Raw genomic sequence first — 22,990 nt, forward strand, 5'->3', positions numbered from 1 at the left:
AGTGGGACCTGAGACGCTATTCCAGCCCGAGGCTGTCGCGTAAAATGTGCAGACGTTCGCCGTCGCCATCGCGAGCGGCCTGCTGAAGAGATTTGGTAGGGGCGTGGATCAAACGGTTAGTCAACTTATGAGCCAGTTCACGTAGTACCTGTTCAGCATCCGCCCCCTGTTGCAGAGACTGAATGGCGCGCGCTTCCAGCTCGGCGCGCACCCTGTCCGCCTGAGAGCGGTAATCGCGAATGGTTTCAACCGCGCTCTGCGAGCGCAGCCAGGACATAAACTCGCTACTCTCCTGTACCACAATGGATTCGGCCTGAACCGCAGCGGCCTGGCGCTGTGCCATATTGCTTTCAATAATCGCCTGCAGATCGTCGACGCTGTAAAGATAGGCGTTTGGCAATTTACCAACTTCCGGTTCCACGTCTCGCGGCACGGCAATATCAACCAGTAGCATGGGCTGATTACGCCGCTTTTTCAGCGCCCGCTCGACCATTCCTTTACCAATGATCGGCAGCGGACTGGCGGTGGAACTGATAATAATATCGGCTTCAGCAAGGCGCTCATCGATCTCTGCGAGGCTAATGACTTCAGCGTCGACTTCGTCGGCCAGCCGCTGCGCGCGCGCGCGCGTGCGGTTGGCGATCATCAGTTTCTGCACCTTATGCTGATGCAGATGGCGGGCTGCAAGTTCGATGGTTTCCCCCGCGCCAACCAGTAACACATTGACCGTCGCCAGCGATTCGAAGATCTGACGTGCCAGGGTACAGGCGGCAAAGGCCACCGAGACCGCACTGGCACCGATCTCCGTTTCGCTACGCACCCGTTTCGCCACGGAAAACGATTTCTGAAACATGCGCTCCAGCTCGCTGTCCAGCGAGTGCCCACGCTGAGAATCGGCAAAGGCTTTTTTCACCTGGCCAAGAATTTGTGGTTCACCCAGCACCAGCGAATCAAGCCCGCTGGCAACGCGCATCAGGTGACTGACCGCTTCATTATCATGATGCCAGTAAAGGCTTTGCAGCACCTCGTCAGGATTCAGATGATGATAATCACATAGCCAGGCGATCAGCCGATCTTGCAGATTTTCCTGCTGCTCAACGCTAAGGTACAACTCGGTACGGTTACAGGTAGACAGCACCACGCCGCCCTGCACCTGCGGCTGAGCCAGCAGGCTGTCGAGCGCCTGTTCAAGGGTGTCTGGCGTGAACGTGACACGCTCACGCAGGGCCACGGGTGCCGTTTTGTGATTAATTCCGAGAGCCAGTAACGTCATGGTGACAGGTCGGGGAGATCCCACTGTTGATAGGGTTTTGTGAGGCGCATTCTACAAGATGAGCGAGGCCAATAAAAGACATGCTTCATCTATCCCTGTAACAAGATATACCTTTCTCTGGTCAAATCAGATAATTTGTTCATTGACGGCGTCAGTTTAGCTGGTTAGCGTGAGCGGTTAATGCGGCAAGTATGCCCGACCCAAGTCTGAGGAGCTGATCCTGTTATGTTATCGTCGAATCGCCGCCTTTTGCGGCTCCTTCCCCTCGCCAGCCTGCTGTTAACGGCCTGTGGACTGCACACGCAGCCGCAAAAACCGGGTCAAAGCCCGACCGCTGCACAGTGGCACCAGCACCAGCAGGCGGTAGAAAAAATCACTCAGTATCAAACCCGTGGGGCTTTCGCCTGGCTTTCCGATCGGCAGAAAGTGTATGCCCGTTTCAACTGGCAGCAAACCGCGCCGGATCGCTACCGCCTGTTGCTGACCAATCCGCTGGGCAGCACTGAACTGCAGTTGGATCAACAGGGTCAGGTGGCGCAGATCGTCGATAACAAAGGCAAACGCTACGTCAGTAACGATGCCGCACAGATGATTTCCCAATTGACCGGCATGACGATCCCGCTGAATAACCTGCGCCAGTGGATGATGGGCCTGCCGGGCGATGCCACTGACTTTCAGCTGGATGACCAGTACCGCCTGCGCGAAGTCAACTTCAGCGAAGAAGGCAAACGGTGGCACGTCACCTACCAGGCTTACCACAATGAGCAAAACCCACAGCTGCCGGCCAGTATCGAGCTGCAACAGGGCGACCAGCGCATTAAGCTGAAGATGGATAGCTGGACGTTAAAATGACAACCACCTGGCCCGCGCCGGCAAAACTCAATCTGTTCCTGTACATCACTGGCCGTCGTCCGGACGGCTATCACAATCTGCAGACGCTGTTTCAGTTCCTCGATTATGGCGACACCCTGACGATTGAAATTAATCAGAGTGGGCAACTGCATCTGTTAAGCCCGCTGGTCGGCGTGGACGACGATGAAAATCTGATTGTGCGTGCGGCAAAATTGTTACGTGAACAGGCACTCCTGTCCGGCACCCTACCCGCTAACGCCGGTGCAAAATTCGCGGTGACGAAACGGTTGCCAATGGGTGGCGGTCTGGGCGGCGGGTCCTCCAACGCCGCTACGGTGCTGGTGGCGCTTAATCATCTGTGGCAGACCGGCTTCAGTTTCGCCCAGCTGGCAGCCTTCGGCCTGCAGCTGGGTGCCGACGTCCCGGTATTCGTCCATGGCTTTGCCGCTTTTGCCGAGGGCGTTGGCGAGCGGCTGACGCCGGTCTTCCCCGCTGAAAAATGGTACCTGGTGATGCACCCTGGCGTCAGTATTGCCACTCCCATCGTCTTTAACGATCCACAACTGACCAGAAATACGCCACATCGGGAAATCAGCGCCTTATTATCGAGCGAATTCCGCAATGATTGTGAAGCAGTCGTAAGAAATCGTTTTCGCGAGGTTGAACAGCTCGTTTCCTGGCTGCTAGAATACGCGCCGTCACGCCTGACCGGAACGGGTGCTTGTGTGTTTGCAGAATTTGACACCGAGTGCGCGGCTCGTCAGGTGTTTGAGCTGGCTCCGAAAGGGTTGCAGGGATTTGTAGCGCGGGGCGTTAACGTTTCACCGCTGCACCGCACCCTTACGCAGCAAATGAGTTAATGTGACAGCGTCACTCTGATCCTGATGCTGCACAACTGCTCTTAAATAACCCGAGTCATTGGCACGTTAGCAAGGCGGCAAGCGCACTCCCTCCTCAGTTGCTTACTGAGTAAGTGGCCGGGACGATGGTATGCAGCCAACGCGGCTAAGGCGTCAAAGACGTCGGGTAAGACACCCGTATGAAAACGTCAACAGTATCCCGCCCAGTGCTGTTGTCGATATTTCATTCTCTGGACGCAAAGCCTGAGGTTCTTCTCGTGCCTGATATGAAGCTTTTTGCTGGTAACGCCACCCCGGAACTAGCACAACGTATTGCCAACCGCCTTTACACCAGCCTGGGAGACGCCGCCGTAGGTCGTTTCAGCGATGGGGAAGTGAGCGTACAAATTAACGAAAATGTACGCGGTGGTGATATTTTCATCATCCAGTCCACCTGTGCTCCTACCAATGACAACCTGATGGAACTGGTTGTGATGGTTGATGCCCTGCGTCGCGCCTCCGCTGGTCGTATTACTGCAGTGATCCCTTACTTTGGTTATGCACGACAGGATCGTCGCGTGCGTTCCGCCCGTGTACCTATCACTGCTAAAGTCGTTGCCGACTTCCTTTCCAGCGTTGGCGTTGACCGCGTTTTGACTGTGGATCTGCACGCTGAACAGATTCAGGGCTTCTTTGACGTCCCGGTTGATAACGTATTTGGTAGCCCTATCCTGCTGGAAGATATGCTGCAGATTGGCCTGGAAAATCCGATTGTGGTCTCCCCGGACATCGGCGGTGTGGTTCGTGCGCGTGCGATTGCCAAGCTGCTGAACGATACGGATATGGCGATTATCGATAAGCGCCGTCCGCGTGCTAACGTTTCACAGGTAATGCATATCATTGGCGACGTGGCTGGCCGTGACTGCGTGCTGGTTGACGATATGATCGATACCGGTGGAACCCTGTGCAAAGCAGCGGAAGCCCTTAAGGAACGCGGAGCCAAGCGTGTATTTGCCTACGCTACCCACCCTATCTTCTCGGGTAATGCGGTTGAAAATCTGCGTAACTCGGTCATTGATGAGGTAGTGGTGTGCGATACCATCCCACTGCCGGAAGAGATCAAAGCGTTGCCTAACGTGCGTACACTGACTCTGTCTGGCATGCTGGCTGAAGCGATTCGGCGTATCAGCAACGAAGAGTCAATTTCTGCGATGTTCGAGCATTAACGGGGCATCAGCGAACTGAAGCCGATGCCCGCTTTGGCTATTGTGCATCGGCATCGTTTCAAATCAGGCTCTGCCGTTTAGCGCCGGGTAGCGGACAGTTGTTCCGTCAGTCTTTAAGGGACAGGCTCTGGCCTGTCCCTTTTATTTGGCCTGCGTTTGGATAAGCCGCTGAGAACATTGACCAGACCGATTCGGGAGAACAGCAGGAAATGGCTGAAGACGGCGGAAGGACAGCCAGAGGGATCGGCATGCTGGTATAACAGAAAATGCTGCTAAACCATTTTATGCTCCGACCAAAGGATCGTAAACAACGCCTACTGGTGGTGGTGCCGATCGCCACCGCGACGGCAGCGCGAGTCGCCACAGTGGCGCACCCAGTAATACCGGTCAGTAATTTTCTCACGGCCGCTTATTCTGGCTCCTGCCAGCCACAATAAAGCGCCGATAAAGACGCTGAAAATAGCCCCATGAACCATAAACTGCGGCAGGCTAAGCTGTGGGAACTGATTAACTACCGAATAAACGATGCCAGCGATCATTACCACCAATCCCAATATCATCAGACTATTACCCAACAAATGAGTATGTTGTCGCTTCATTTGTGCGCCTCCAGATCTTTTCAGAAAGCCAATTCCATTGCAAGATAGGATTAGTCTAATAAATATCAAGTATTATTGATGAGTCAGCGATCACAATTAGCAGGGATAATTTGACGGAACTTTACGTTTACGGCGTGTTCTCATTGCAGGCCCTACGCAAAACCGGCAAATCTCGCCGTTATTTGTCGGGTTTACGTGCAGATCTTTGAGTTATCTGCTCCGCTTCAGTAAAATGACCGCTTTCATCCGTACGTTGCAGGAAATCTATAAGTGAGCCGAATTAAACTGATTGTTGGCCTGGCCAATCCCGGCGCTGAATATGCCGCCACGCGCCATAACGCTGGGGCCTGGTATGTTGATTTGCTGGCCGAACGGCATAATCAGTCTTTAAAAGAAGAGAACAAATTCTTCGGCTATACCGCACGCCTGAATATTGGCGGCGAAGATGTGCGCCTGCTGGTTCCCACCACCTTCATGAATCTTAGCGGTAAAGCCGTCGCTGCGATGGCGACGTTTTACCGCATTCCTGCAGAAGAAATCCTGGTGGCTCACGATGAACTGGACCTGCCGCCTGGCGTGGCGAAATTCAAACAGGGTGGTGGTCACGGCGGTCATAACGGCCTCAAAGATATCATTAGCCGATTGGGTAACAACCTGAATTTCCATCGTCTGCGCATTGGTATCGGCCATCCGGGTGACCGTAATAAAGTGGTGGGATTCGTGCTGGGTAAGCCTCAGGCAGCGGAAAAAACGTTGATTGATAATGCGGTAGATGAAGCAGCGCGTTGTACTGAAGTGTGGCTAAAAGAGGATCGCCTGAAAGCCATGAGCCGCCTGCACAGTTATCGGGGCGGTTGAGCTGGCAATCCCGGCCACCTGCGCGGGGCGATGGTTAACCCCCGTCGCCCCGCGCAGCAATGGCATAGCGCAAATGATCAAACGCCATCATCGGCATAAAATAGCCCTGCACAGCCCAGATGTCACTGCTGTAGAGCGTCTGTAACTGTTCGTCATCGGCCACGCCTTCTACAATCACCCGATTAGCGTAGCGTCGAATATGCTTGATCAACACGCTGAACCAGGGTTTACAAACGTTTTCTCTGTAAAAACAGCGCTCAAGCTTTACCGCCTCAAACATGTTCGACTGCAGGGCATGCAGGTTGGCACAGCCGGAGCCTAAATCGTCCAGCCAAAGGATGTTCAGCTGTTCTACCAGCGTGCGCAGCAGCGGGTTATTCATGCCGTCGTGCAAATTAGGAAAGTGTTCCGACAGCTTGAGCCGTATAAACGGCAGATGGCTGAGAATTTGCTGAATAAATGTTGATTCTACGACCGCCCGAGCCTGTTGAAAATCGATCGTCAGGCTGCATAATAGCCCGTGCTGGCGGAAAAATTCCGCTTGCTGCTCAATAAACAGCAGCTGATTGAGCAACAGATCCTGCGCTGAAATGAATGACTGCCCCACCAACGCCCCCCCATAGCTCGCTGCGCCCGGTGGTCGATAACAACAATCAATAGCGATAAGTTCTCCGTGCAGTGTGTGCACAGGAACACAAAAAAAATCGTTTTTCATGCCATCAGGCCAATTAATGGGCATCCTGCCGATGGAATAATCTCTATTCATATAACTATATGAATAAAAACCGTCTTCGCCGTGATGAACGACGATTTTCAGATTATCGGCAGGCTCGACAGCAGCTTTATGCTTCAAACATCGTTACTGGCAACTTTATAGTCCGGGTCGTCTATCTCATGACTGCAGAATGGCCCGGCCTGGCGCAGCAGGCTGATACAATCCGCACTAAGATGACGCAACCGCAAACTCTTACCTGCTTCAAGATAGCGAGCCGTCAATTTATCGATGGCCTCCACTCCACTGGAATCCATCACGCGGGTACGCGCAAAATCAATCACCACGTTATCCGGATCATTTTGTGGATTAAATAACTCCTGAAAAGCCGTGGTGGAGCCAAAAAACAGCGGTCCTTCCAGCCGGTAAGTTTTCTGGTCCTCGGCCATTGACTGCCCGACAACGCTGATACGCGCATGCTGCCAGGCAAAAACCAGCGCTGAAATAATCACGCCGCAAATTACCGCCAGCGCCAGATCCGTGAAGATGGTAACCAGCGTCACGGCCACCATGATGACCGCATCCGCTTTTGGCATGCGCTTCAGGCGGCGCAGAGAACTCCACTCGAAGGTGTTGATACAGACCACAAACATAATGCCCGCCAGCGCCGCTACGGGCAGCAGCGCGATATACTGCGACAGACTAACGACAAACAGGATAAGCAGCAGCGCACCAACCAGATTAGAGATGCGCCCGCGCCCGCCGGAGGTAAAGTTGATAATCGACTGGCCGATCATTGCACAGCCCGCGAAACTGCCGAAAAAACCACAAATCGTGTTTCCGATCCCCTGAGCCACACACTCCTGATTCCCTGCCCCCTTTTTACTGCCCATTTCGTCGAGAACCGACAGGGTCAACAACGACTCAATCAGCCCTACCAGCGCGATCACCACCGCATACGGCAGCACAATTTTTAGCGTTTCCCAGTTAAGGGGAGCCGTTGGCAGATGGAACTGCGGCAACGTGCCGGAAATATCGGCCAGGTCGCCTACTCGCTTGGTATCAAGGCCAAAACCAACGGCAAGAGCGCTGATGGCAATCAGCGCGGCCAGTGAACCCGGAATGGCTTTAGTCAGTTTAGGAAACAGCCAGACTATCAGCATAGCCAGCGCTACGAGGGCATACATCACCGGCCCCTGCCCTTTAATCATCGGGAACTGGGCCAGCATGATGACAATCGCCAGCCCGTTGACGAAACCGTAAATAGCCGGTTGCGGCACCAGACGAATAAACTTGCCGAGCCGCAACACGCCAATCGATAACTGGATCAATCCGGCCAGTATGGTCGCCAGCAACACGTATTGGTAGCCGTGCTGGGTTATCAGACTAATCAAAACCACAATAATGGAACCCGCCGCACCGGAAATCATTCCGGGTTTGCCACCAAAAAAGGCGGTCACCAGTCCTAGAATGAAAGCGGTATGCAGACCAATAGTTGGCGAAAGACCGGCCAGCAGAGAAAAGGCGGTCGCTTCCGGGATGAGCGCTACTGATACTACGGCTCCGGCCAGTACGTCATTTTTAACGTCTTTAGCCCTGAAATCTTTCAGGTTAAACATAATATTTCCAGTCTTTAATTAGGGTGATCGTGAGTTCGTGCCGCATTTATCGGGCACAGCTGGCTCGTCAGAATGGCGAGAAGCGGCAACAGGCGTTGCTCAGGAAGGAGGTATCTCAAGGTGGCGTAAGCAGCGAACAAGGCATCTGCACTGGTTCCAGATTATTTGTAAAGTCTCGTCAGTATGAAAAATTGTGAGCAGGATCTCAAGGGATAAGTTAACGCACGCACGAGAAATCAACGCCATAAAGGCTAAAATTAGGTGTATAATGCGCAGAAACTTTTAAGACAACCGTCTGTGACTACATCCGGGGCGTTAATAAACCTCCAGATTATCAAGCTATTAAGGTGATTCAAACATGGGATTCAAATGCGGTATTGTGGGCCTGCCAAACGTCGGGAAATCCACCCTGTTTAATGCGTTAACCAAAGCGGGTATCGAAGCTGCCAACTTCCCGTTTTGCACCATTGAGCCTAATACCGGCGTAGTGCCAATGCCTGATTCACGTCTGGACCAGCTGGCGGAGATCGTTAAACCCCAGCGTATTTTGCCTACCACAATGGAATTCGTTGACATCGCCGGACTGGTCAAAGGCGCCTCGAAAGGCGAAGGATTGGGAAACCAGTTTCTGACCAACATCCGCGAAACTGAAGCTATCGGCCATGTAGTACGCTGCTTTGAGAACGATAATATCATCCATGTTAACAATAAAGTTGATCCTGCTGACGATATTGACACCATCAATACCGAACTGGCTCTGTCCGATTTAGATACCTGTGAACGTGCTCTGCAGCGCGTGCAGAAAAAAGCCAAAGGTGGCGATAAGGACGCGAAAGCCGAGCAGGTTGCACTGGAAAAATGCCTGCCGCATTTGGAAAAAGCCGGCATGCTGCGCGCACTGGATTTGAGCGACGAAGATAAAGCGGCCATACGTTATCTGAGCTTCCTGACTCTTAAACCAACCATGTACATCGCAAACGTTAACGAAGATGGCTTCGAAAACAATCCTTATCTGGATAAAGTACGTGAGATTGCGGCTAAAGAAGGTTCTGTGGTGGTGCCGGTTTGTGCCGCTGTAGAATCAGACATTGCCGAGCTGGAAGATGGCGATCGCGAAGAGTTTATGGCCGAACTGGGTATTGAAGAACCGGGTCTGAACCGCGTTATCCGCGCCGGTTACAGCCTGTTAAACTTGCAAACCTATTTCACGGCTGGCGTAAAAGAAGTACGCGCCTGGACCATTCCGGTTGGGGCAACGGCTCCTCAGGCCGCCGGTAAAATTCACACCGATTTCGAGAAAGGCTTTATCCGCGCCCAGACTATTGCTTTCGATGACTTTATCGCCTACAAAGGCGAACAAGGCGCGAAAGAAGCCGGCAAGATGCGTTCAGAAGGCAAAGATTACATCGTAAAAGATGGCGATGTGATGAACTTCTTGTTTAACGTGTAAAGGTTTGTTGTCTCACAAGGCTCACAGAATGATTCTTGCTGCTTGACAGAATTTACAAAATCCACGCATATGCGTGGATTTTCTTTTAAAGCCTTTTATCAAGTTATATCTGAACACTTCGACACCTGAGTGCGACAATAAATACGAAACAGACCGCTGATGCAGCGAAGATAACGGGATGTTATATGCTACCTGACTAACAGAGCGCGAATAATGACCTGAGCTTGGGAACCAATTCACTTTAATTTAAAGTGAAATTAAAGATAAATAAGACAGAAATAACAGGCTATTATATATGATTCTGCCAGAGGAATTAGAGTCCTGAAGTGTACCTTTAGATAATATAGGGCCTTCAGCTATCAGCGTTGGGCACTATTTTAGCGATGTCTCTGACAAAGATCTCATAGCTCGCAGCATTGTTCATCAGAATATAACTTTTTAAGGCACCGTTCGAATTCAAAAAACCCAATAAATCTACGGGAATATCTCTGCCAAGGGAAGAAAAGTACTGCTGAAATAAAAAATGCAGATCGTCATTATAATTTTTCATAACAATATTTTTATCAAATTCTTTAATTATATCATGAGCACTTTTAGTCGTTCCATCTGTATTGAAAGTGAAATACATGTAGTCTTGTGTAGCCGCTGCTGCATGAGTGAATTCATGAATAAAGGTATCACTCATATCTTTAGTGGGATAATGTCTGTAACTTTGTTGATGCTCAGGATTATAGAGATATAACTTCTCAGGAAAAACAGTCACTACTGGCGGTAGAGTATGATGTTCAAATGTCGAAACCATGAATGGCACTTTATCAAGTTCTTTTGCAGACAGAAGGGTCTGGATTTCGTGGTAACCCGCACCTCCTACAGGAACCTTTTTTCCTTCCGTTGCGGCAAATAATATATTCTGATAGTTATTCTTGTATGATTCTTTTAGAAAGCCTTTGGCTAAAATCATCACCGTTCTGTAGCGAGAAATCATCGCATTCAGAACTGCTTGATCTTTTTTTGGCAGAAAACGGCCAAAGTAAGCTTCCAGTTGCAGGCGAAAAGATATGCCCAGATTTGTTTTTGCATCCATTTCCTTGATTGAGTTCAAATTGAGATCCAGAAGTCTGCTGGCAGAAACCAGGTGTTGCTTTGCCGATATCTTGCCCTCAATCAAGAATTCATTTGTAACTCCATTAACAAATTTTAAGCCACGGGATATTTCATATTTGTGGTCACCAAAATATGCTGATAGCATATTTCTTATCCTGGATTCTTTGATAGCTTTGAGTTCAATATCGTCCAGTTTGACCGACTCAAGTCTTTCTCGCAGTCTTGGGATAATACCTGGATACTTGAATGTATTAAAAGTAGCTGCGGACGTCCCATCCGCCACTAATGCCCTCCTGGCAAACTCTTCTTCCTCCGTAGCAATATAGAATCTATTGCTTTCTTCTACGGAGACAATCCTACATATAGGAATTTTTTCAGGTGAGAGCTGCTGGATTTTGTAAAGTTGTAAAGAATTATGAGATAGCAGACGTTCACCTTTATCAACCCATTCTGCATCGAAGTATTGCTCATTGTATTTAAAAAAAATTTTTTCCGTGCCTATCTCCCTGTAAGCGCCGGGGAAGTAAGTGTCGACCATGAATAACTTATTCGGGTCAGGTTTTACAGCACCTCGACCATCTTTAAGAAGATTTTTAATCTTATTTGTAACGTAAATATGCTTGCAAAAACTGGCAGCGACGGGTGAACGTTTGAAAAGACATTTCCCGTACTGTTCCAATTCATCTACACCCCACGGCAGCACATCTCTGCCTTCTACCACCGCCTTATTAAGGAGATACAACTTTATATCCTTATTTTTTGACTTCAACAATATATTGGTAGCATCTGCATTATCAGTAAACTCAACGCTATACAAATTCTCATTGAGCCGAAAACCTTTCCTGCCATTATTCAATATTGCAATTTTACCACTATAATTTTCATCCTCACGCTCACCAGTAAGCACTTCCCCCTCTTTTTCTATTTTGTTACGCAGGGATTTCGATATAAACATGCCCCTGTTAAGTTTAACAAAGAGATCGCTCCCGACAAGCCGCAACCCTTTGATATAAAACCCCGAATTAGAATTGGAAATAATATATTTTAAATTACCACTCTTTATAAACTCATCACCCCAAATTGTACATTCGACAGGATAGTACCTACCCTTTCTCTTAATATACTTACCGCCGTAGTCATCATACGAAAAACCATCAGTTAAAATATTGGTCATAGGTAGATTAACTAAATTAAACACATCGGCCTTCTCCAGAAAAGATTCAAAGTCATAATCAATTTTTGTACTTTCTTGTTCAAAAAACCACAACACATCTTTTCTGATTATATTAGGATAATACATTGCAGAAGAATATGGATAAACAACATCATTACCTGATACGCTATCTGTTGTAATTTGTACAAACCGACCATTCATATACAAATAGTTTTTCGTGAAACTATCCACAGCTCCTTCTGCTACAGTGATAAAACCTTCCCTTGTAACAAACTCTGCTTCTTTGGACAAATCTAGCATGTTATTTCTATACGTTTCAATCATTTCGTTGTTGTAATAGGAATAAAAACCCTCTGCACCTTGAGGTAATAAATTCCATTCACCTGACGCCCAGTTGTAATACACGGACTTATCATAAAGACCGTCACGAATAGTTGGGAAGCCTGAGGCATTATCAAATATATAATAATCTTTACCTCTTAACTTTATTGCCAATCTTGAATTTGAAGAAATGAATTTCGGCACTGGCTTAGATATTGATTTAGTTTTTTTATGTAAATTAACAGCTTGTTTCGGAGACAGAAAAGATATAGCATGTTTAGCCATAAACAAAATTTGCTGGTTGATATCATTAATTTTCTGAGAATCTAAAGATTTTCCTTCCAGCTCGTCCGCAAAAACTTCCAGTGCCGGGCCAATTATGAGCTGAAGTACAATAACAGGTTGAGAATATGGAAGTAATGTTAAGATTTGCGTCAATACGGAATCAATCTTACGCGTGATGTCAGACAGTTCCTGACTTTCCTGATTTGATGGGCATCCCTGCATGTGCAGATTATAGTGATATATAATCTGTGACTCCTCTGCCAGAGTATCAACCGGATAGCTTAAAGTTCGACCTAACTGACGGATAATAGCAGCCCAAGAGAACTCATTTCTATTATCAATGCATGAAAAATCATACATCTTCTCTATTTTAACATCCTCCCTATCTGATTGTCTGTAGGTCGCATCTGACTCTCCAGCTGAAGGCAGGTGATTGATCTTAGGGGCAACAAAATGCTCGCTCATTCCGCCGTAATGAGAATCAGTTTCTGAAGATGGTCGAACAAAGAAGGTACCCTGCCCTGTTTTATAAGGGTTCAATTTATCAACCACATCGGTAATAATCACCGAACCTGATGTCGTCGTTTTAGTCAGGGTGCCAGGCGGTTTTGATGAAGTGAATATATGACTTTGATGATTTATTTTGTCGATATGGGGCGGCACAATTTTTACTGTCACCCCATCTGGCGGTGGGCACAGACAATGGGTTTTGCCCATCTTTAAGACCATCGGAGAAACGATTTTGTTTTTGTTATTTTTGCGTGAATCAGCGTGGGCTTTGTGACATTTATTTTTAAAATTTACTGTTTTACACTTGGCCGGTTGCTTATCAGTATAAATATAGCGAAAAGGTGAAGGTTTATTTTTTTTTCTTTTAGGCTGCTGACGTTCTGCTGCCAGTGGACAGGCCACTTCCTTTTTAGTCAAAGCACGTTCATTCCCAGTATATGTGTAACATTTAGGTTTTACAGATAGATTTCTATTCCCAGAATGTTTATTTTTTGTTGGAAGGATAGGCTGAGGATGGTCTATATGCCGTTTGTGATGCCTTTTATCGTTGAGAGCAGCATAATATGGGACAGAATAATTCATTACAGAATTAACCTTCTGAGTATCACTCACGTTCCAGCCTGGTTGAACTCCCGTGGAGTATCTATCCCTTTTATTTTGTGCTCTGTGCCCAACATATAATCCGGCTCCTACGCCAGTACAGGCGAGTGCAGCGGCTGCACCCATTATATATCCACATTTGCTCTTTAATGATAATGCTGTCTTTTTAGGAACACCCTTTTCACAGAGTAATTCACGAGTCACTTCGGCCTGTTGTATGAGTGCATTTCCTTCAGACAAAATTGTACTTAGTTCAATATCGTCTCCCGGCATAACAAGGTGATTTTCAGTTAGCAGCTTATTATACCCATTGCAATGGCCATTTTTAACCGTCAAATGAGCGCTTGTGCAACATTTAACACAGGATTCAGTACAATTATTCCAGACAAATTTGAGCGTTTTCCTTAGTAAGCAATTCACCATGGTACTTTCAAATATCCTGAAGAAGTGAGTAGACTCTGAAAAAGGCGGGGACAGTTTTTGACCATCGATATTTTCATTTATAATCGGCATTTGAACCTCTCATTATTCCAGGGTTATTTCCACAGCAAAGCATTTGACTCTGTAATTACCTTTAAAAAACTGGCGCGCTACTGGTTTTTAAATGGAATTAAACTGACGGTTATAATCTATTTATGATGATCACAATTTAGTTATATTTTTCTCTAGCGAGTATCAGGCGTAATAAGAATGATATTTAAATTAGCATTCAGGCACATACGCTATTATTATTTATATGATCAGAAAAGGCTTGGGGGTAAATTTAATTGATCGTTGTAGAATTAATTAATAACTGACAACTAAAATTTTAACTAGTCGTAATAACAGTATTGCAAATTATAAGTTTAAATGCCTGCATTCTCGAAGTATGAAGTAATATTTTGGCACTGACATACATCTTTACGTCAGCATGTTCCATTATTATTACAATATCGCCGACGGTGATTTGGCTGCTGATTTGTGACTCGTTAAAAATCACTCCAATCTTCTCCAGTCGTAATAAGAGATCAAAAAGTTTCACAGAGTCTATCTGCAGATCTTTCACCAGACGATGCTGAAGAGTAATATGCTGTGGCAGAAAGCCGTTAACCTGGTGAATCAGATGAGTCAACGTGGACAACGAGCTAAATTTTTTCACTAACCACAACTCCTTTATCTTTGATTGATATTGCATTGAGCAATTAACTCATTTACTTAAATCAGTGAATCCGACGACTTATTCCTTAGTACAAGCTTATCCATAACTGAATAATGCAAGAAAGATAAAAAGATTCGAAGTTTGTATACCACAGAACTGATTCAGATTCAGGTTATATTGCATGCTGAGTTACTTAGGATATATTATCACTTATTTTCTCTTTCTTGACCGTAAGCTAAAGAAGGGGTTTCTGAATCGTTCAGGAACTCGTCAGGTTGCTTGCCTTTTAATGAAGTTGAAGGCGGAGCATGCACCTCCGCGGTCACTGTCATTATCTGAAAATCCTTGTGGGGATCTTTCGCATCCTCGTTAGATATTTTACGCCGTTTTATTTTCTCGTTGCTGTTTAAAGTCCCGTCCTCGAAATGCGTACTGGAAATTAATGGTACTAATTTTCTTTTCCGAGCAGGTAAACCTGAAGGGACTAACAGCGGATTTTTGCTTGCTGCAATTCCATCAGATACTGTCGTATTATTTACTAATTGTTTTTCAAGTTCACGGAGGGATTCATCCTTCGATTCAGGAGAGTCTACGACCATCTTTAATTTAAGAGAAATTATCCCTTTTAAAAGTGACGAATATGCCTGAATAGTGGCCTTTCCAGCATTTGGATCGGTGAGTGACTCTATATGACTTTCAGCCAACTGACTGAGAAAATCCTGAGTACTTTTAAATTGTCGTGCCTGCAATGAATTATCATCGAAACCTGGATGTAGTTTCCGCCATGCCTGTTGACAGGTTTCATCTAATGACGCACAGAAGCAACTTAAAGCTGCTTTTCCATGAGTAGGTAACAATTTAATCAGATCTTCATTAATAACTCCGCACATCGACTGGCTTGTTGAGACTCGATTAATTTTATCAGAGTCAGAATAAGACTTATCGTCAGCATGCCCGGAATCAAGGAATTTTCTTGTTATATTATCAATAAGCTTGACATTCACATCTGCTTTTTTATGATGTGCGTGTTGCTTAGTTTTAATATTACTGCTCCTAAAGCTCATATTTTCGATTAAATCTTGAGCTTTGCAAGGCACCGTCGGCGATTCTACAAAACAAGAAAATGCTGTATTTGAAGGTGAAAAGGGGGATATAAATTTTCCTTTTCCAAGGGTGGCATCTTGTTGCTCTTTCTTCATACTTTCTGGAGAACTACACCTGTTTTCAGATCCCTTATTTATTTGCGTATCGGGTCGTTGCTGTACGTTTGATAAATCACTAGCGGTTTGAACCACCGAAATTACTGAGTTCAATATTCTGGCATCGTCTGGCGGTTTTACCTCGTTCTGGCAAAGTTGAATTGAGTATATATCGCTGGCAGTACTAATAGAATTGCTTGGAATCAAAGACATATATTCCCCTATAGTATTTTATCATCCTCAAAATTGAGGAATGTCTCATTTTAAAGCAGATCAGATTCACTCGTTCAACAAACTATACTTCATGGACAAGTAGAGGTAAGTTGCCTCAAGATATAATGCGGTTCGCAACAAGCTTACAGATTGATTAAATTTAAAAGTATGTCATGTCATTAAAATTGTCGATACATCCAAATGATATGCAGGCCTTTTCACTATACACAATCGATTTAAATATAAAGAGACAGGAACGCCTAAATGTTTCATCCCAATCCTTTGAAAACGTCTCTTGCACTGTCGCCAAGTGTACTGATCACGCCACTCAGTACTTTGTTTAACTGATCGAATGTGCTATTAGATTGACTGTATCGCTGTGCAAAAGACTGCATATTACTTTGCAATGCGCTGCCGGCTGTATTGAAGGTTGCCAGCCACGCGTGATAATTTACGGTAGGCACTTTATTACCTTCGCCTTTAGGTAATGAACCATCGACCGTCGCATATTGACTTAGATTAAAACTAATTTTTCCATCTACGGAAATATCAAAAGCTGGTGCAAGGGCGAGTCGCATGCTCTCCTGATCTTGGATAGACATGTTATCCCAATTTTTGACCACGCCGGGGTCAGCATCAGCCAAATATTCCTTAAATTTCTTGTATCCATTTTCCATTTTTTCTTGGTCAAAAGATATATTATTACCATCTTCTCCTGTTGACATGGCATCTGAAGAAGCCTTTTGTACGTTTTCATTATAGGATTGATACAAGTCTGTATATTGCTTCATTAGTGAAGCATAAAAATCGACATAATCTTCTTTGATACTGGCTATGGCCTTGGCAATTTTAGACCACAGTTCAGCATAACTTGTGCCTGGTGTAATCTCCTCATTAGCCAATACTTCAACTACATTTGCAGAAGCACCGTCTTTAGCTAATTCCAGCTGCAGTGAAGATTCAACTGTTGATGTATCTAACAAAATCGAGCTTTTTCGAATATGATTATATATTTTTTGTATATAACGTTCGTTAATACCTGTCAGTTTTTCCTGGTCGTTAATATCAACATCTGCATTCTTATTACTCTTACTGATATTTTCATATGAATCCTGTAAACCACAGATAATATCATTAATTTCATCAAAATCACCAGAGTCATCAAGCATATCTTCTTCTTTAAGGAATTGCCTGACTTCTGATAGTTTATCTTTACATCTTTCGCTTGTGAGAATATTACTTAATCTAAGTAATAATTTCTTATTTATCTCATATCGCACATATTCATTATCAATAATTTGTGTTTCAAAAGAGGGAACTTCGAGGCTACGCGAATAAGCCTGACCTACCTGAGCATTGGATGGAAAAGTTCCAGCGGTCACGGCTATAGTTTGATCCCCGAGGCTAGTGATTTCAGACATGATTAACCTCATTATAACAACAATCGAAGGGCAATAAAATGCCCCTCATTTTTGAGCTTGATAACTTAGTGAATTTTATTGACTATAGCATCTGTAGCATTATTTCGACTGCGCAATACGTCATCCACTGTCTTGTTCATCGTATTGAGGGCATTATCATTTGAACTGATGATTTGCCTATGATTTTCCCCAGTCTGTAAATTAATCTGTTTATCAGCTTCTGCTAAACCCGCATTGCTGGTTTCTCCAGCAGCATCAACCCCATAGCTACTGGTAATTATTTGTGTCACAGAATGAGAAGATTGGTTGAGCGGGCCACTGATTAAACTGGTTTTTTGTGCGTTGATCTCTACTTTTCTGTGCTTATCATGATGCGCCTGTATTTGCGATTCTAAATCTTTATGATGATCCATTCTGGACATCAGTTTGGGATCAACCGGGTCACCTGCAGCTTTTTTCTTATCAAGAATATCTATAAACGTTTTTCTGTCACTTTCTAATGCCTCTTGTTTGAGTTTTGCCGGCTTAAGGTTTTGATTAGTCGATCGACCCACGGCATTCAATCCTTTCACAGAAGCCACGGCTCCTCCCAAACCCAAACCCACACCTGCCACGCCACCAAAGATTGCACCGTCCCGATTCTTCTCAGCGCTATGAATGTTATGCAGCCCCTGACGTTGGGCAGCAAGCGTTGACGATTCGCTGCTCTGAGTAATCAATTTATTTAATTTGTCACGCATATAATTTATGATTTTGACTATTTTTGTACTAATTAAGAAGATTGAAGGATCTCCTAATACGTTTATATAAGACCCATCGTTTTCTTCATTTTCTCGAACATCAGCTTGATCTTTTTTATATGACGGAGGATTGATTTGAGACTCGCCATTCAGGCGAGACCCTTGGGAGTTAAGTAACTCGCTTATCTCTGCATCTTGCAGAATGTTTGATGATGCCCCCCCTTTTGTTGCCGATATGTGTTTTTCATCAAAACCACCGCTTAGACCTGAATATGCGTTCGGCGGAGCGAAAATTTCAGTATAGGAACTATTAGTAACACAAGTCATAATTTTAATTTCCTTTTATTACAATCGTAAAAAAACAAGTTTAACCTGCTACGTGGCTCATTTTATTAGTGATATATTTTCCCGCCTGCATTTGATTTTCAGCGACGTACGAGATGTCCTCTAAAATTTTATTTACCGCTTCCATATTAAACCTGAATGCATCCTCCGCCTGATTCAGGATACTTTGGATTATTTCTTGCAGTGCAGAATTTTCTATTAATTTTGCGCGCGCTTTGGCCGCTTCAACCAGCATATCAGCGGCTGCAATACTTCCTGCAGTTTGAATAATGCTATTTGCCAATGTTATTACCGCAGCAGCCATTTGAGTATAATATGAAATTTGCGAAATTCTGAGAGCACTCATATTAAACACACTACCGGCACCTTGATAAAATGATCTCAATACCTGCATGAACATTAGGTCCATTATCCTTTTAAGCATTTTCTCACCTATTTTATCTGCAAGTTTGCTGGCCATTGAACCAACAATCTTCCCGACAGCAGATCCTATAAGAAGAGTACACGCAATGATAATCAATATTGCGGCTATTGTTCCCATGAATTGCCCTATACGCTCAGCGAGTTCTTCGTCTTCGAAGACAAAGATTGCTATAGCTGTATATATATCAGAATAAAATTTTATCAAAGGTTGTACAATATATTCCATGAACGGCTCCATCCCTTCTTGAATGAATGAATATCCGGTGATCCCTCGATAACCTTCATCTACTGCCATTACACCCAGCAACGCTACCCCCAATACGAATGTGGCCCCTCCAGTAAGTGCTGACGCCGCGAAACAGAGGAAAGATGCTACCCAACCAAAAATCTTAGATGCCAAGCCCATGGAATTTTGTAAGTCTTCTGCCTTACGGACCTCAATTGCATACTCTTGAGCCTGTTTTTCAGCATACTTGGCTGCTGCTTCAGATAACTTTTGTATGAGTAAAGTCAGGGCGCTGAAGTGTTCACTGGAGTTTTGGCTGATCAACTGCGACATTAATGCGATCAAAAAAGTCAGGCTCTTTGCCTCCTTTACACTCTCGTGATGGAGATTTTGGATAATGCTATGCTGTTGGACACTTAATGAAGCAATTAACGACTTGGCTTGCCCGAGTGTTGAATTAAGTCGCTCCTGAGCCAGCTTTTTAGCCGCAATTGCAGGGTTGAGTACCGCAATGACATAGTTTTCATAATTCTTTGATGTACCGTTCATGGCAGATAACGCTGCCGTAACTTCTATGTTCGCAGCAATAAGTTGTAGTTGCAAAAGCGCGGATTGTGGCTCTTGAGTTTCAGCTTTAACTTGCAGAGTTTTTAAAGTGCTATGCGCTTCATCCAGCCTGGATTGTGCATCGAATTTCATCTGCTCAAGGGTTTCGGCATGTGCATAGGCTGCTCTAAGAGTATCAGCATTACCTGCCCAATGCAGCCCCTGCGCTTCAAGGTCTGCAGCCAAATTTGAGTAAGCTTTTCCTGCCCCATTCATCGTGGCGTTGAAAGCCTGAAGTTTGGACACCATCTTCTCTAAGGAACATTCGACAGATAGCTGATTGACTCTCCCTATTAACGCTGTCATTTCAGCTGATGTGCTTGAGTAACTTACCGCTTCGCTCTTGGTAGACAGATCGGAATCCATATCATAAGCCATATTTTGACTACCAACAGGAACCTTCAGTTTAGGTATATCCTGCCGATCAACAGGAAGATTGCTTCCGGCCCCAGACAATGATCTGCCCGTTTTTTTTAAAATTTCGTGCAACTGATCCGGCTGAAGCGACTTCAATGCTTCTCTGACATCACCTGTCCAAGAGTGAAGTCCATTTTGCGAATTAGCAAAACGATGAAATTGGCTAAACTCTTTTTTAGACTCTTCGTGACTTGCTTCTAATGCTGCGGGAATGTATAGTATACGATCTGAGCTATCAACAGGTATATTCATTGTGCCTCCTGTTTATTACTTTTATTTTCAGTATTCATGTTTGTATCTGCACTCATTTCATCGAGTGCTGACAGATACTTTTCTGCTTTTTCTTTAAGCTGTATAATGGTGCACTTGTTCATAACAATAGTAAAACATTTTCTAGCCAGAACTTCTTGACGCAACAATAAATTACACTGCCCGGCATAAAACATGGGTCGGTAATCCTCATTTGATAAAGAATAAGCCAAAGCATAGAAATCTATAGCTTTGCGGTAATTCTTTTTTAAATGATAAACTGCGGCAAGACCCATGGCATACTCAGAGTTATAAAAATCATAGATACATAAAAAACGAAAAAGAGATTCAGCGTCGTCTAATCTACCTAGATGATAAAATTCGTACGCTATTTTATAGATATCGTTCATCGTATCATTAGTAACACCCTGCACATCTTTAAGAACAGCGCCATGCTGGATCGCTTCAATGAGATTATCAGAGAATTCTTCCAGTTCATCATCGTTTTGGGATTGATTTTGAGCGTTCGAATCTTTCGCTATATTCTCATATTCCATTCTTGACCTCTTACATGATTAGCTAAACACGCATGGAACGTCCAATTAAACCAAATGCAGACGATGGAGAATACTTGCTATATTATACCTGTTTATAATCGAGCTTTAATACAAAAAAACCGTATTGCTGTTGTAGCTATTTTAAACGCTGGTCTTATTCATCCGTTAGGAGTTCATCGCTAGTCACATCGCTGGAAGGTACCGCGCTTTCCATACCTGCTATCTCGACCTGACGGAGCCAAATGAGAATATCCATCACTGCCATCAAATCATCATCATTAATTGAAATAAAGCTGTACTGAACATAAGATTTATAAAGACGTCGTGTAAGCAAAACATTGCGGACAACAGGGATACCAATTTCCTCCGCATATAATAAAGCTGCTTTAGCTTTGAAGTTGGAAGCTCGTAATGCAATGAAAGGCAAAGACGCAACCTGAGGATTAAAATAAATAGCCATAGCAATATGCGTTGGGTTTGCCATGACCACCGACGAGTTTCTGACAGCCGCCATTTCTTCCCCGGAAAGCAGTTCCTGATGCGCACGTCGCCTGGCACTTTTTATTTGCGGATTTCCATCACTTTCTTTATGCTCCTGTTTTACCTCATGTTTATCCATTTTCAAATCTTTAACATGCAGGAAGTATTCCATAATGAAATCAGCGCAGAGAACAAATAACGAATATGCAATGAAAATCGTAACCGCTTTGACTGTTAATGATAACAAACTTACGATCAACTGGCCGATACCCGCATGATGAATAACCAATGCATGTTTTAGATCGTTAGTGATAAAGTTGTAACAAGTGAATAAGAAGACCATCAAATAGCATAAAGATTTGATGAATTCCTTCACAGTTCGCATGCTAAAAATCTTTTTTATACCTTCAACAGGATTCAAAGCTTTGAAGTTGAGCTTTAACGCTTGTGTGGCAATAGTAAAGCGCGTTTGAAATAGCGTGGCTATTATTCCTGACAAACAACAAACACCGATTAGAGGAAACGAGAGTTGCAGAAAAATGTACATCATTTGCAGCATAAAATCATCGATGTTCACCGAGTTTTCATTGAGCAAAATTTTAGAAAAATAGGATATAAAACTGCTGAAGTCCATCCCATAAAGTAGAAAGTAGCTACCGGAGATGAGTGTAACCGTGGTAATAAAATCCTTAATTTTTAAGGACTGCCCTTTTTTGGCAGAATCTTTTCGCTTTTTTTCCGTAGGAAGTTCTGTCTTTTGTGCCAATGTTTAATCAACCTTACAAGCCTGGAAAGAATTCTTTGAAAATACCAGTAGAGAATAAATTCAATGGCTTTTCAGCCAGTGCATTGAAACCGTAAAAAAGGAAAGTTATAAATGTGATGAAGCTTTTTATCGTCAGCGAGAGTGAAAACGGATTGAGCTGTGGGCAATAACGAGCAAATACTCCCAATAATATTTCAGCTACCATCATGACTATGATAACGGGTGCTGCCAGCATAATACCACTTTCAATTAGCATGACTAGAATCCTACCGGCTTCTTGCCAATGAAACCCCAGCCACTTACTACTTGTTGGGAAAATATGATAACTTTCGACGAATGCCTCCATTAATAAACGCATGCCATTATTGGTGAAAAATATCATACCAAATGTAAAATTAAGCAAACCAGCTAATATAGAGTTTTGTCCTCCATTCAGGGGGTCGATATTGTCTGCCATTGAAGCCCCTCGTTGGTTATCCAGAATTTCACCAAGCCCAATAACAATCCAGAATGGGAGGCACAAGACGGTAGCAAGGATTAAACCGACAATGCACTCCTGAACCAACAGCAAGTACCATCCTCGCTCAATTATCGCTACATTTTCGAAGCAGGGCCATAAACCTATTATGGTCAACGTTATGATTGAATTCTTAATGATTAAATGAGAAAGAATACGCTCACCCAATATGGGAAGCATATAAAAGACTACCGCCAAGCGCGCATAAGCTATTGCATAAATAAGTAAATAGTGCTGGAAATTGAAGTAAAGTGAAATAAACAGCATAAAT

At 44.5% G+C, this 22,990-nt stretch carries 18 protein-coding genes; 5 read left to right on the plus strand and 13 right to left on the minus strand.

All coding sequences use genetic code 11. The annotated features are described in order from the left end of the window. Positions 1-16 precede the first annotated feature (16 nt). Entirely contained in the window at positions 17-1,273 is a 1,257-nt protein-coding gene (gene hemA, locus EPYR_RS09890; RefSeq protein ID WP_014544146.1) for a glutamyl-tRNA reductase, read from the minus strand. 225 nt (positions 1,274-1,498) lie between these two features. Between hemA and lolB the strand changes: the two genes are divergently transcribed. From lolB to prs, 3 genes are all read left to right on the plus strand, one after another. Next, complete coding sequence (gene lolB, locus EPYR_RS09895) at positions 1,499-2,125, plus strand: lipoprotein insertase outer membrane protein LolB (RefSeq protein WP_012668269.1); 627 nt, start codon at positions 1,499-1,501, stop codon at positions 2,123-2,125. Continuing rightward, positions 2,122-2,985, plus strand: coding sequence for a 4-(cytidine 5'-diphospho)-2-C-methyl-D-erythritol kinase (gene ispE / locus EPYR_RS09900; RefSeq protein WP_012668270.1), 864 nt, complete (start codon positions 2,122-2,124; stop codon positions 2,983-2,985). The genes lolB and ispE overlap by 4 nt, the downstream gene beginning before the upstream one ends. Positions 2,986-3,242: 257 nt before the next feature. Beyond that, entirely contained in the window at positions 3,243-4,190 is a 948-nt protein-coding gene (gene prs, locus EPYR_RS09905) for a ribose-phosphate diphosphokinase (protein WP_013201847.1), read from the plus strand. 314 nt (positions 4,191-4,504) lie between these two features. Here prs and ychH read toward each other — a convergent pair whose 3' ends face one another. Beyond that, complete coding sequence (ychH, locus tag EPYR_RS09910; RefSeq protein ID WP_012668272.1) at positions 4,505-4,789, minus strand: stress-induced protein YchH; 285 nt, start codon at positions 4,787-4,789, stop codon at positions 4,505-4,507. 270 nt (positions 4,790-5,059) lie between these two features. Here ychH and pth point away from each other — a divergent pair, with 270 nt between their 5' ends. After that, positions 5,060-5,647: an aminoacyl-tRNA hydrolase gene (gene pth / locus EPYR_RS09915; RefSeq protein WP_012668273.1), complete on the plus strand. Its 588-nt coding sequence runs from the start codon at positions 5,060-5,062 to the stop codon at positions 5,645-5,647. Between the two features lie 34 nt (positions 5,648-5,681). Here pth and EPYR_RS09920 read toward each other — a convergent pair whose 3' ends face one another. Next, positions 5,682-6,254, minus strand: coding sequence for an EAL domain-containing protein (locus EPYR_RS09920; protein WP_226060738.1), 573 nt, complete (start codon positions 6,252-6,254; stop codon positions 5,682-5,684). Positions 6,255-6,496: 242 nt separating this feature from the next. After that, positions 6,497-7,978 carry a SulP family inorganic anion transporter gene (locus EPYR_RS09925; RefSeq protein WP_012668275.1) on the minus strand — a complete coding sequence of 494 codons (1,482 nt, stop codon included), beginning with the start codon at positions 7,976-7,978 and terminating at the stop codon, positions 6,497-6,499. A 358-nt stretch (positions 7,979-8,336) separates the two neighbouring features. Between EPYR_RS09925 and ychF the strand changes: the two genes are divergently transcribed. Continuing rightward, positions 8,337-9,428, plus strand: a complete 1,092-nt coding sequence (ychF, locus tag EPYR_RS09930; protein ID WP_012668276.1) for a redox-regulated ATPase YchF — start codon at positions 8,337-8,339, stop codon at positions 9,426-9,428. Between the two features lie 352 nt (positions 9,429-9,780). On the opposite strand, the gene EPYR_RS09935 is transcribed toward ychF, so the two are convergent. The 9 genes from EPYR_RS09935 to sctT form a co-directional block, all read right to left on the minus strand. After that, the gene (locus EPYR_RS09935; protein ID WP_012668277.1) at positions 9,781-13,935 is read right to left on the minus strand and encodes a hypothetical protein; all 4,155 of its coding nucleotides are present in this window, start codon (positions 13,933-13,935) and stop codon (positions 9,781-9,783) included. A 295-nt stretch (positions 13,936-14,230) separates the two neighbouring features. Beyond that, positions 14,231-14,560, minus strand: a complete 330-nt coding sequence (locus tag EPYR_RS09940; protein ID WP_012668278.1) for a type III secretion system protein — start codon at positions 14,558-14,560, stop codon at positions 14,231-14,233. A gap of 206 nt (positions 14,561-14,766) precedes the next feature. Next, the gene (locus EPYR_RS09945; RefSeq protein ID WP_012668279.1) at positions 14,767-15,972 is read right to left on the minus strand and encodes a hypothetical protein; all 1,206 of its coding nucleotides are present in this window, start codon (positions 15,970-15,972) and stop codon (positions 14,767-14,769) included. A 269-nt stretch (positions 15,973-16,241) separates the two neighbouring features. Next, the gene (locus EPYR_RS09950) at positions 16,242-17,393 is read right to left on the minus strand and encodes an IpaD/SipD/SspD family type III secretion system needle tip protein (protein WP_012668280.1); all 1,152 of its coding nucleotides are present in this window, start codon (positions 17,391-17,393) and stop codon (positions 16,242-16,244) included. Positions 17,394-17,458: 65 nt separating this feature from the next. Further along, a complete protein-coding gene (locus EPYR_RS09955) occupies positions 17,459-18,460 on the minus strand; it encodes a hypothetical protein (RefSeq protein ID WP_012668281.1) in 1,002 nt (333 codons plus the stop codon). Between the two features lie 40 nt (positions 18,461-18,500). Then, the gene (sctE, locus tag EPYR_RS09960) at positions 18,501-20,402 is read right to left on the minus strand and encodes a type III secretion system translocon subunit SseC family protein (RefSeq protein ID WP_012668282.1); all 1,902 of its coding nucleotides are present in this window, start codon (positions 20,400-20,402) and stop codon (positions 18,501-18,503) included. Beyond that, positions 20,399-20,956: a SycD/LcrH family type III secretion system chaperone gene (locus EPYR_RS09965; protein WP_012668283.1), complete on the minus strand. Its 558-nt coding sequence runs from the start codon at positions 20,954-20,956 to the stop codon at positions 20,399-20,401. Before EPYR_RS09965 ends, sctE begins: the two co-directional genes overlap by 4 nt. A 154-nt stretch (positions 20,957-21,110) precedes the next feature. Continuing rightward, positions 21,111-22,202 carry an EscU/YscU/HrcU family type III secretion system export apparatus switch protein gene (locus EPYR_RS09970; protein ID WP_012668284.1) on the minus strand — a complete coding sequence of 364 codons (1,092 nt, stop codon included), beginning with the start codon at positions 22,200-22,202 and terminating at the stop codon, positions 21,111-21,113. A gap of 13 nt (positions 22,203-22,215) precedes the next feature. After that, the gene (sctT, locus tag EPYR_RS09975; RefSeq protein WP_012668285.1) at positions 22,216-22,986 is read right to left on the minus strand and encodes a type III secretion system export apparatus subunit SctT; all 771 of its coding nucleotides are present in this window, start codon (positions 22,984-22,986) and stop codon (positions 22,216-22,218) included. Positions 22,987-22,990: the final 4 nt, after the last annotated feature.

It is taken from the genome of Erwinia pyrifoliae DSM 12163 (assembly GCF_000026985.1).
GTDB lineage: Bacteria > Pseudomonadota > Gammaproteobacteria > Enterobacterales > Enterobacteriaceae > Erwinia > Erwinia pyrifoliae.

What these genes read in the sequence shown, in the direction of transcription:
- ychH (WP_012668272.1), bottom strand. Translation starts at nt 4,789, where the DNA reads ATGAAGCGACAACATACTCATTTGTTGGGTAATAGTCTGATGATATTG.
- hemA (WP_014544146.1), bottom strand. Translation starts at nt 1,273, where the DNA reads ATGACGTTACTGGCTCTCGGAATTAATCACAAAACGGCACCCGTGGCC.
- sctT (WP_012668285.1), bottom strand. Translation starts at nt 22,986, where the DNA reads ATGCTGTTTATTTCACTTTACTTCAATTTCCAGCACTATTTACTTATT.
- ispE (WP_012668270.1), top strand. Translation starts at nt 2,122, where the DNA reads ATGACAACCACCTGGCCCGCGCCGGCAAAACTCAATCTGTTCCTGTAC.
- EPYR_RS09955 (WP_012668281.1), bottom strand. Translation starts at nt 18,460, where the DNA reads ATGACTTGTGTTACTAATAGTTCCTATACTGAAATTTTCGCTCCGCCG.
- EPYR_RS09945 (WP_012668279.1), bottom strand. Translation starts at nt 15,972, where the DNA reads ATGTCTTTGATTCCAAGCAATTCTATTAGTACTGCCAGCGATATATAC.
- EPYR_RS09925 (WP_012668275.1), bottom strand. Translation starts at nt 7,978, where the DNA reads ATGTTTAACCTGAAAGATTTCAGGGCTAAAGACGTTAAAAATGACGTA.
- sctE (WP_012668282.1), bottom strand. Translation starts at nt 20,402, where the DNA reads ATGAATATACCTGTTGATAGCTCAGATCGTATACTATACATTCCCGCA.
- EPYR_RS09965 (WP_012668283.1), bottom strand. Translation starts at nt 20,956, where the DNA reads ATGGAATATGAGAATATAGCGAAAGATTCGAACGCTCAAAATCAATCC.
- EPYR_RS09935 (WP_012668277.1), bottom strand. Translation starts at nt 13,935, where the DNA reads ATGCCGATTATAAATGAAAATATCGATGGTCAAAAACTGTCCCCGCCT.
- EPYR_RS09950 (WP_012668280.1), bottom strand. Translation starts at nt 17,393, where the DNA reads ATGTCTGAAATCACTAGCCTCGGGGATCAAACTATAGCCGTGACCGCT.
- lolB (WP_012668269.1), top strand. Translation starts at nt 1,499, where the DNA reads ATGTTATCGTCGAATCGCCGCCTTTTGCGGCTCCTTCCCCTCGCCAGC.
- ychF (WP_012668276.1), top strand. Translation starts at nt 8,337, where the DNA reads ATGGGATTCAAATGCGGTATTGTGGGCCTGCCAAACGTCGGGAAATCC.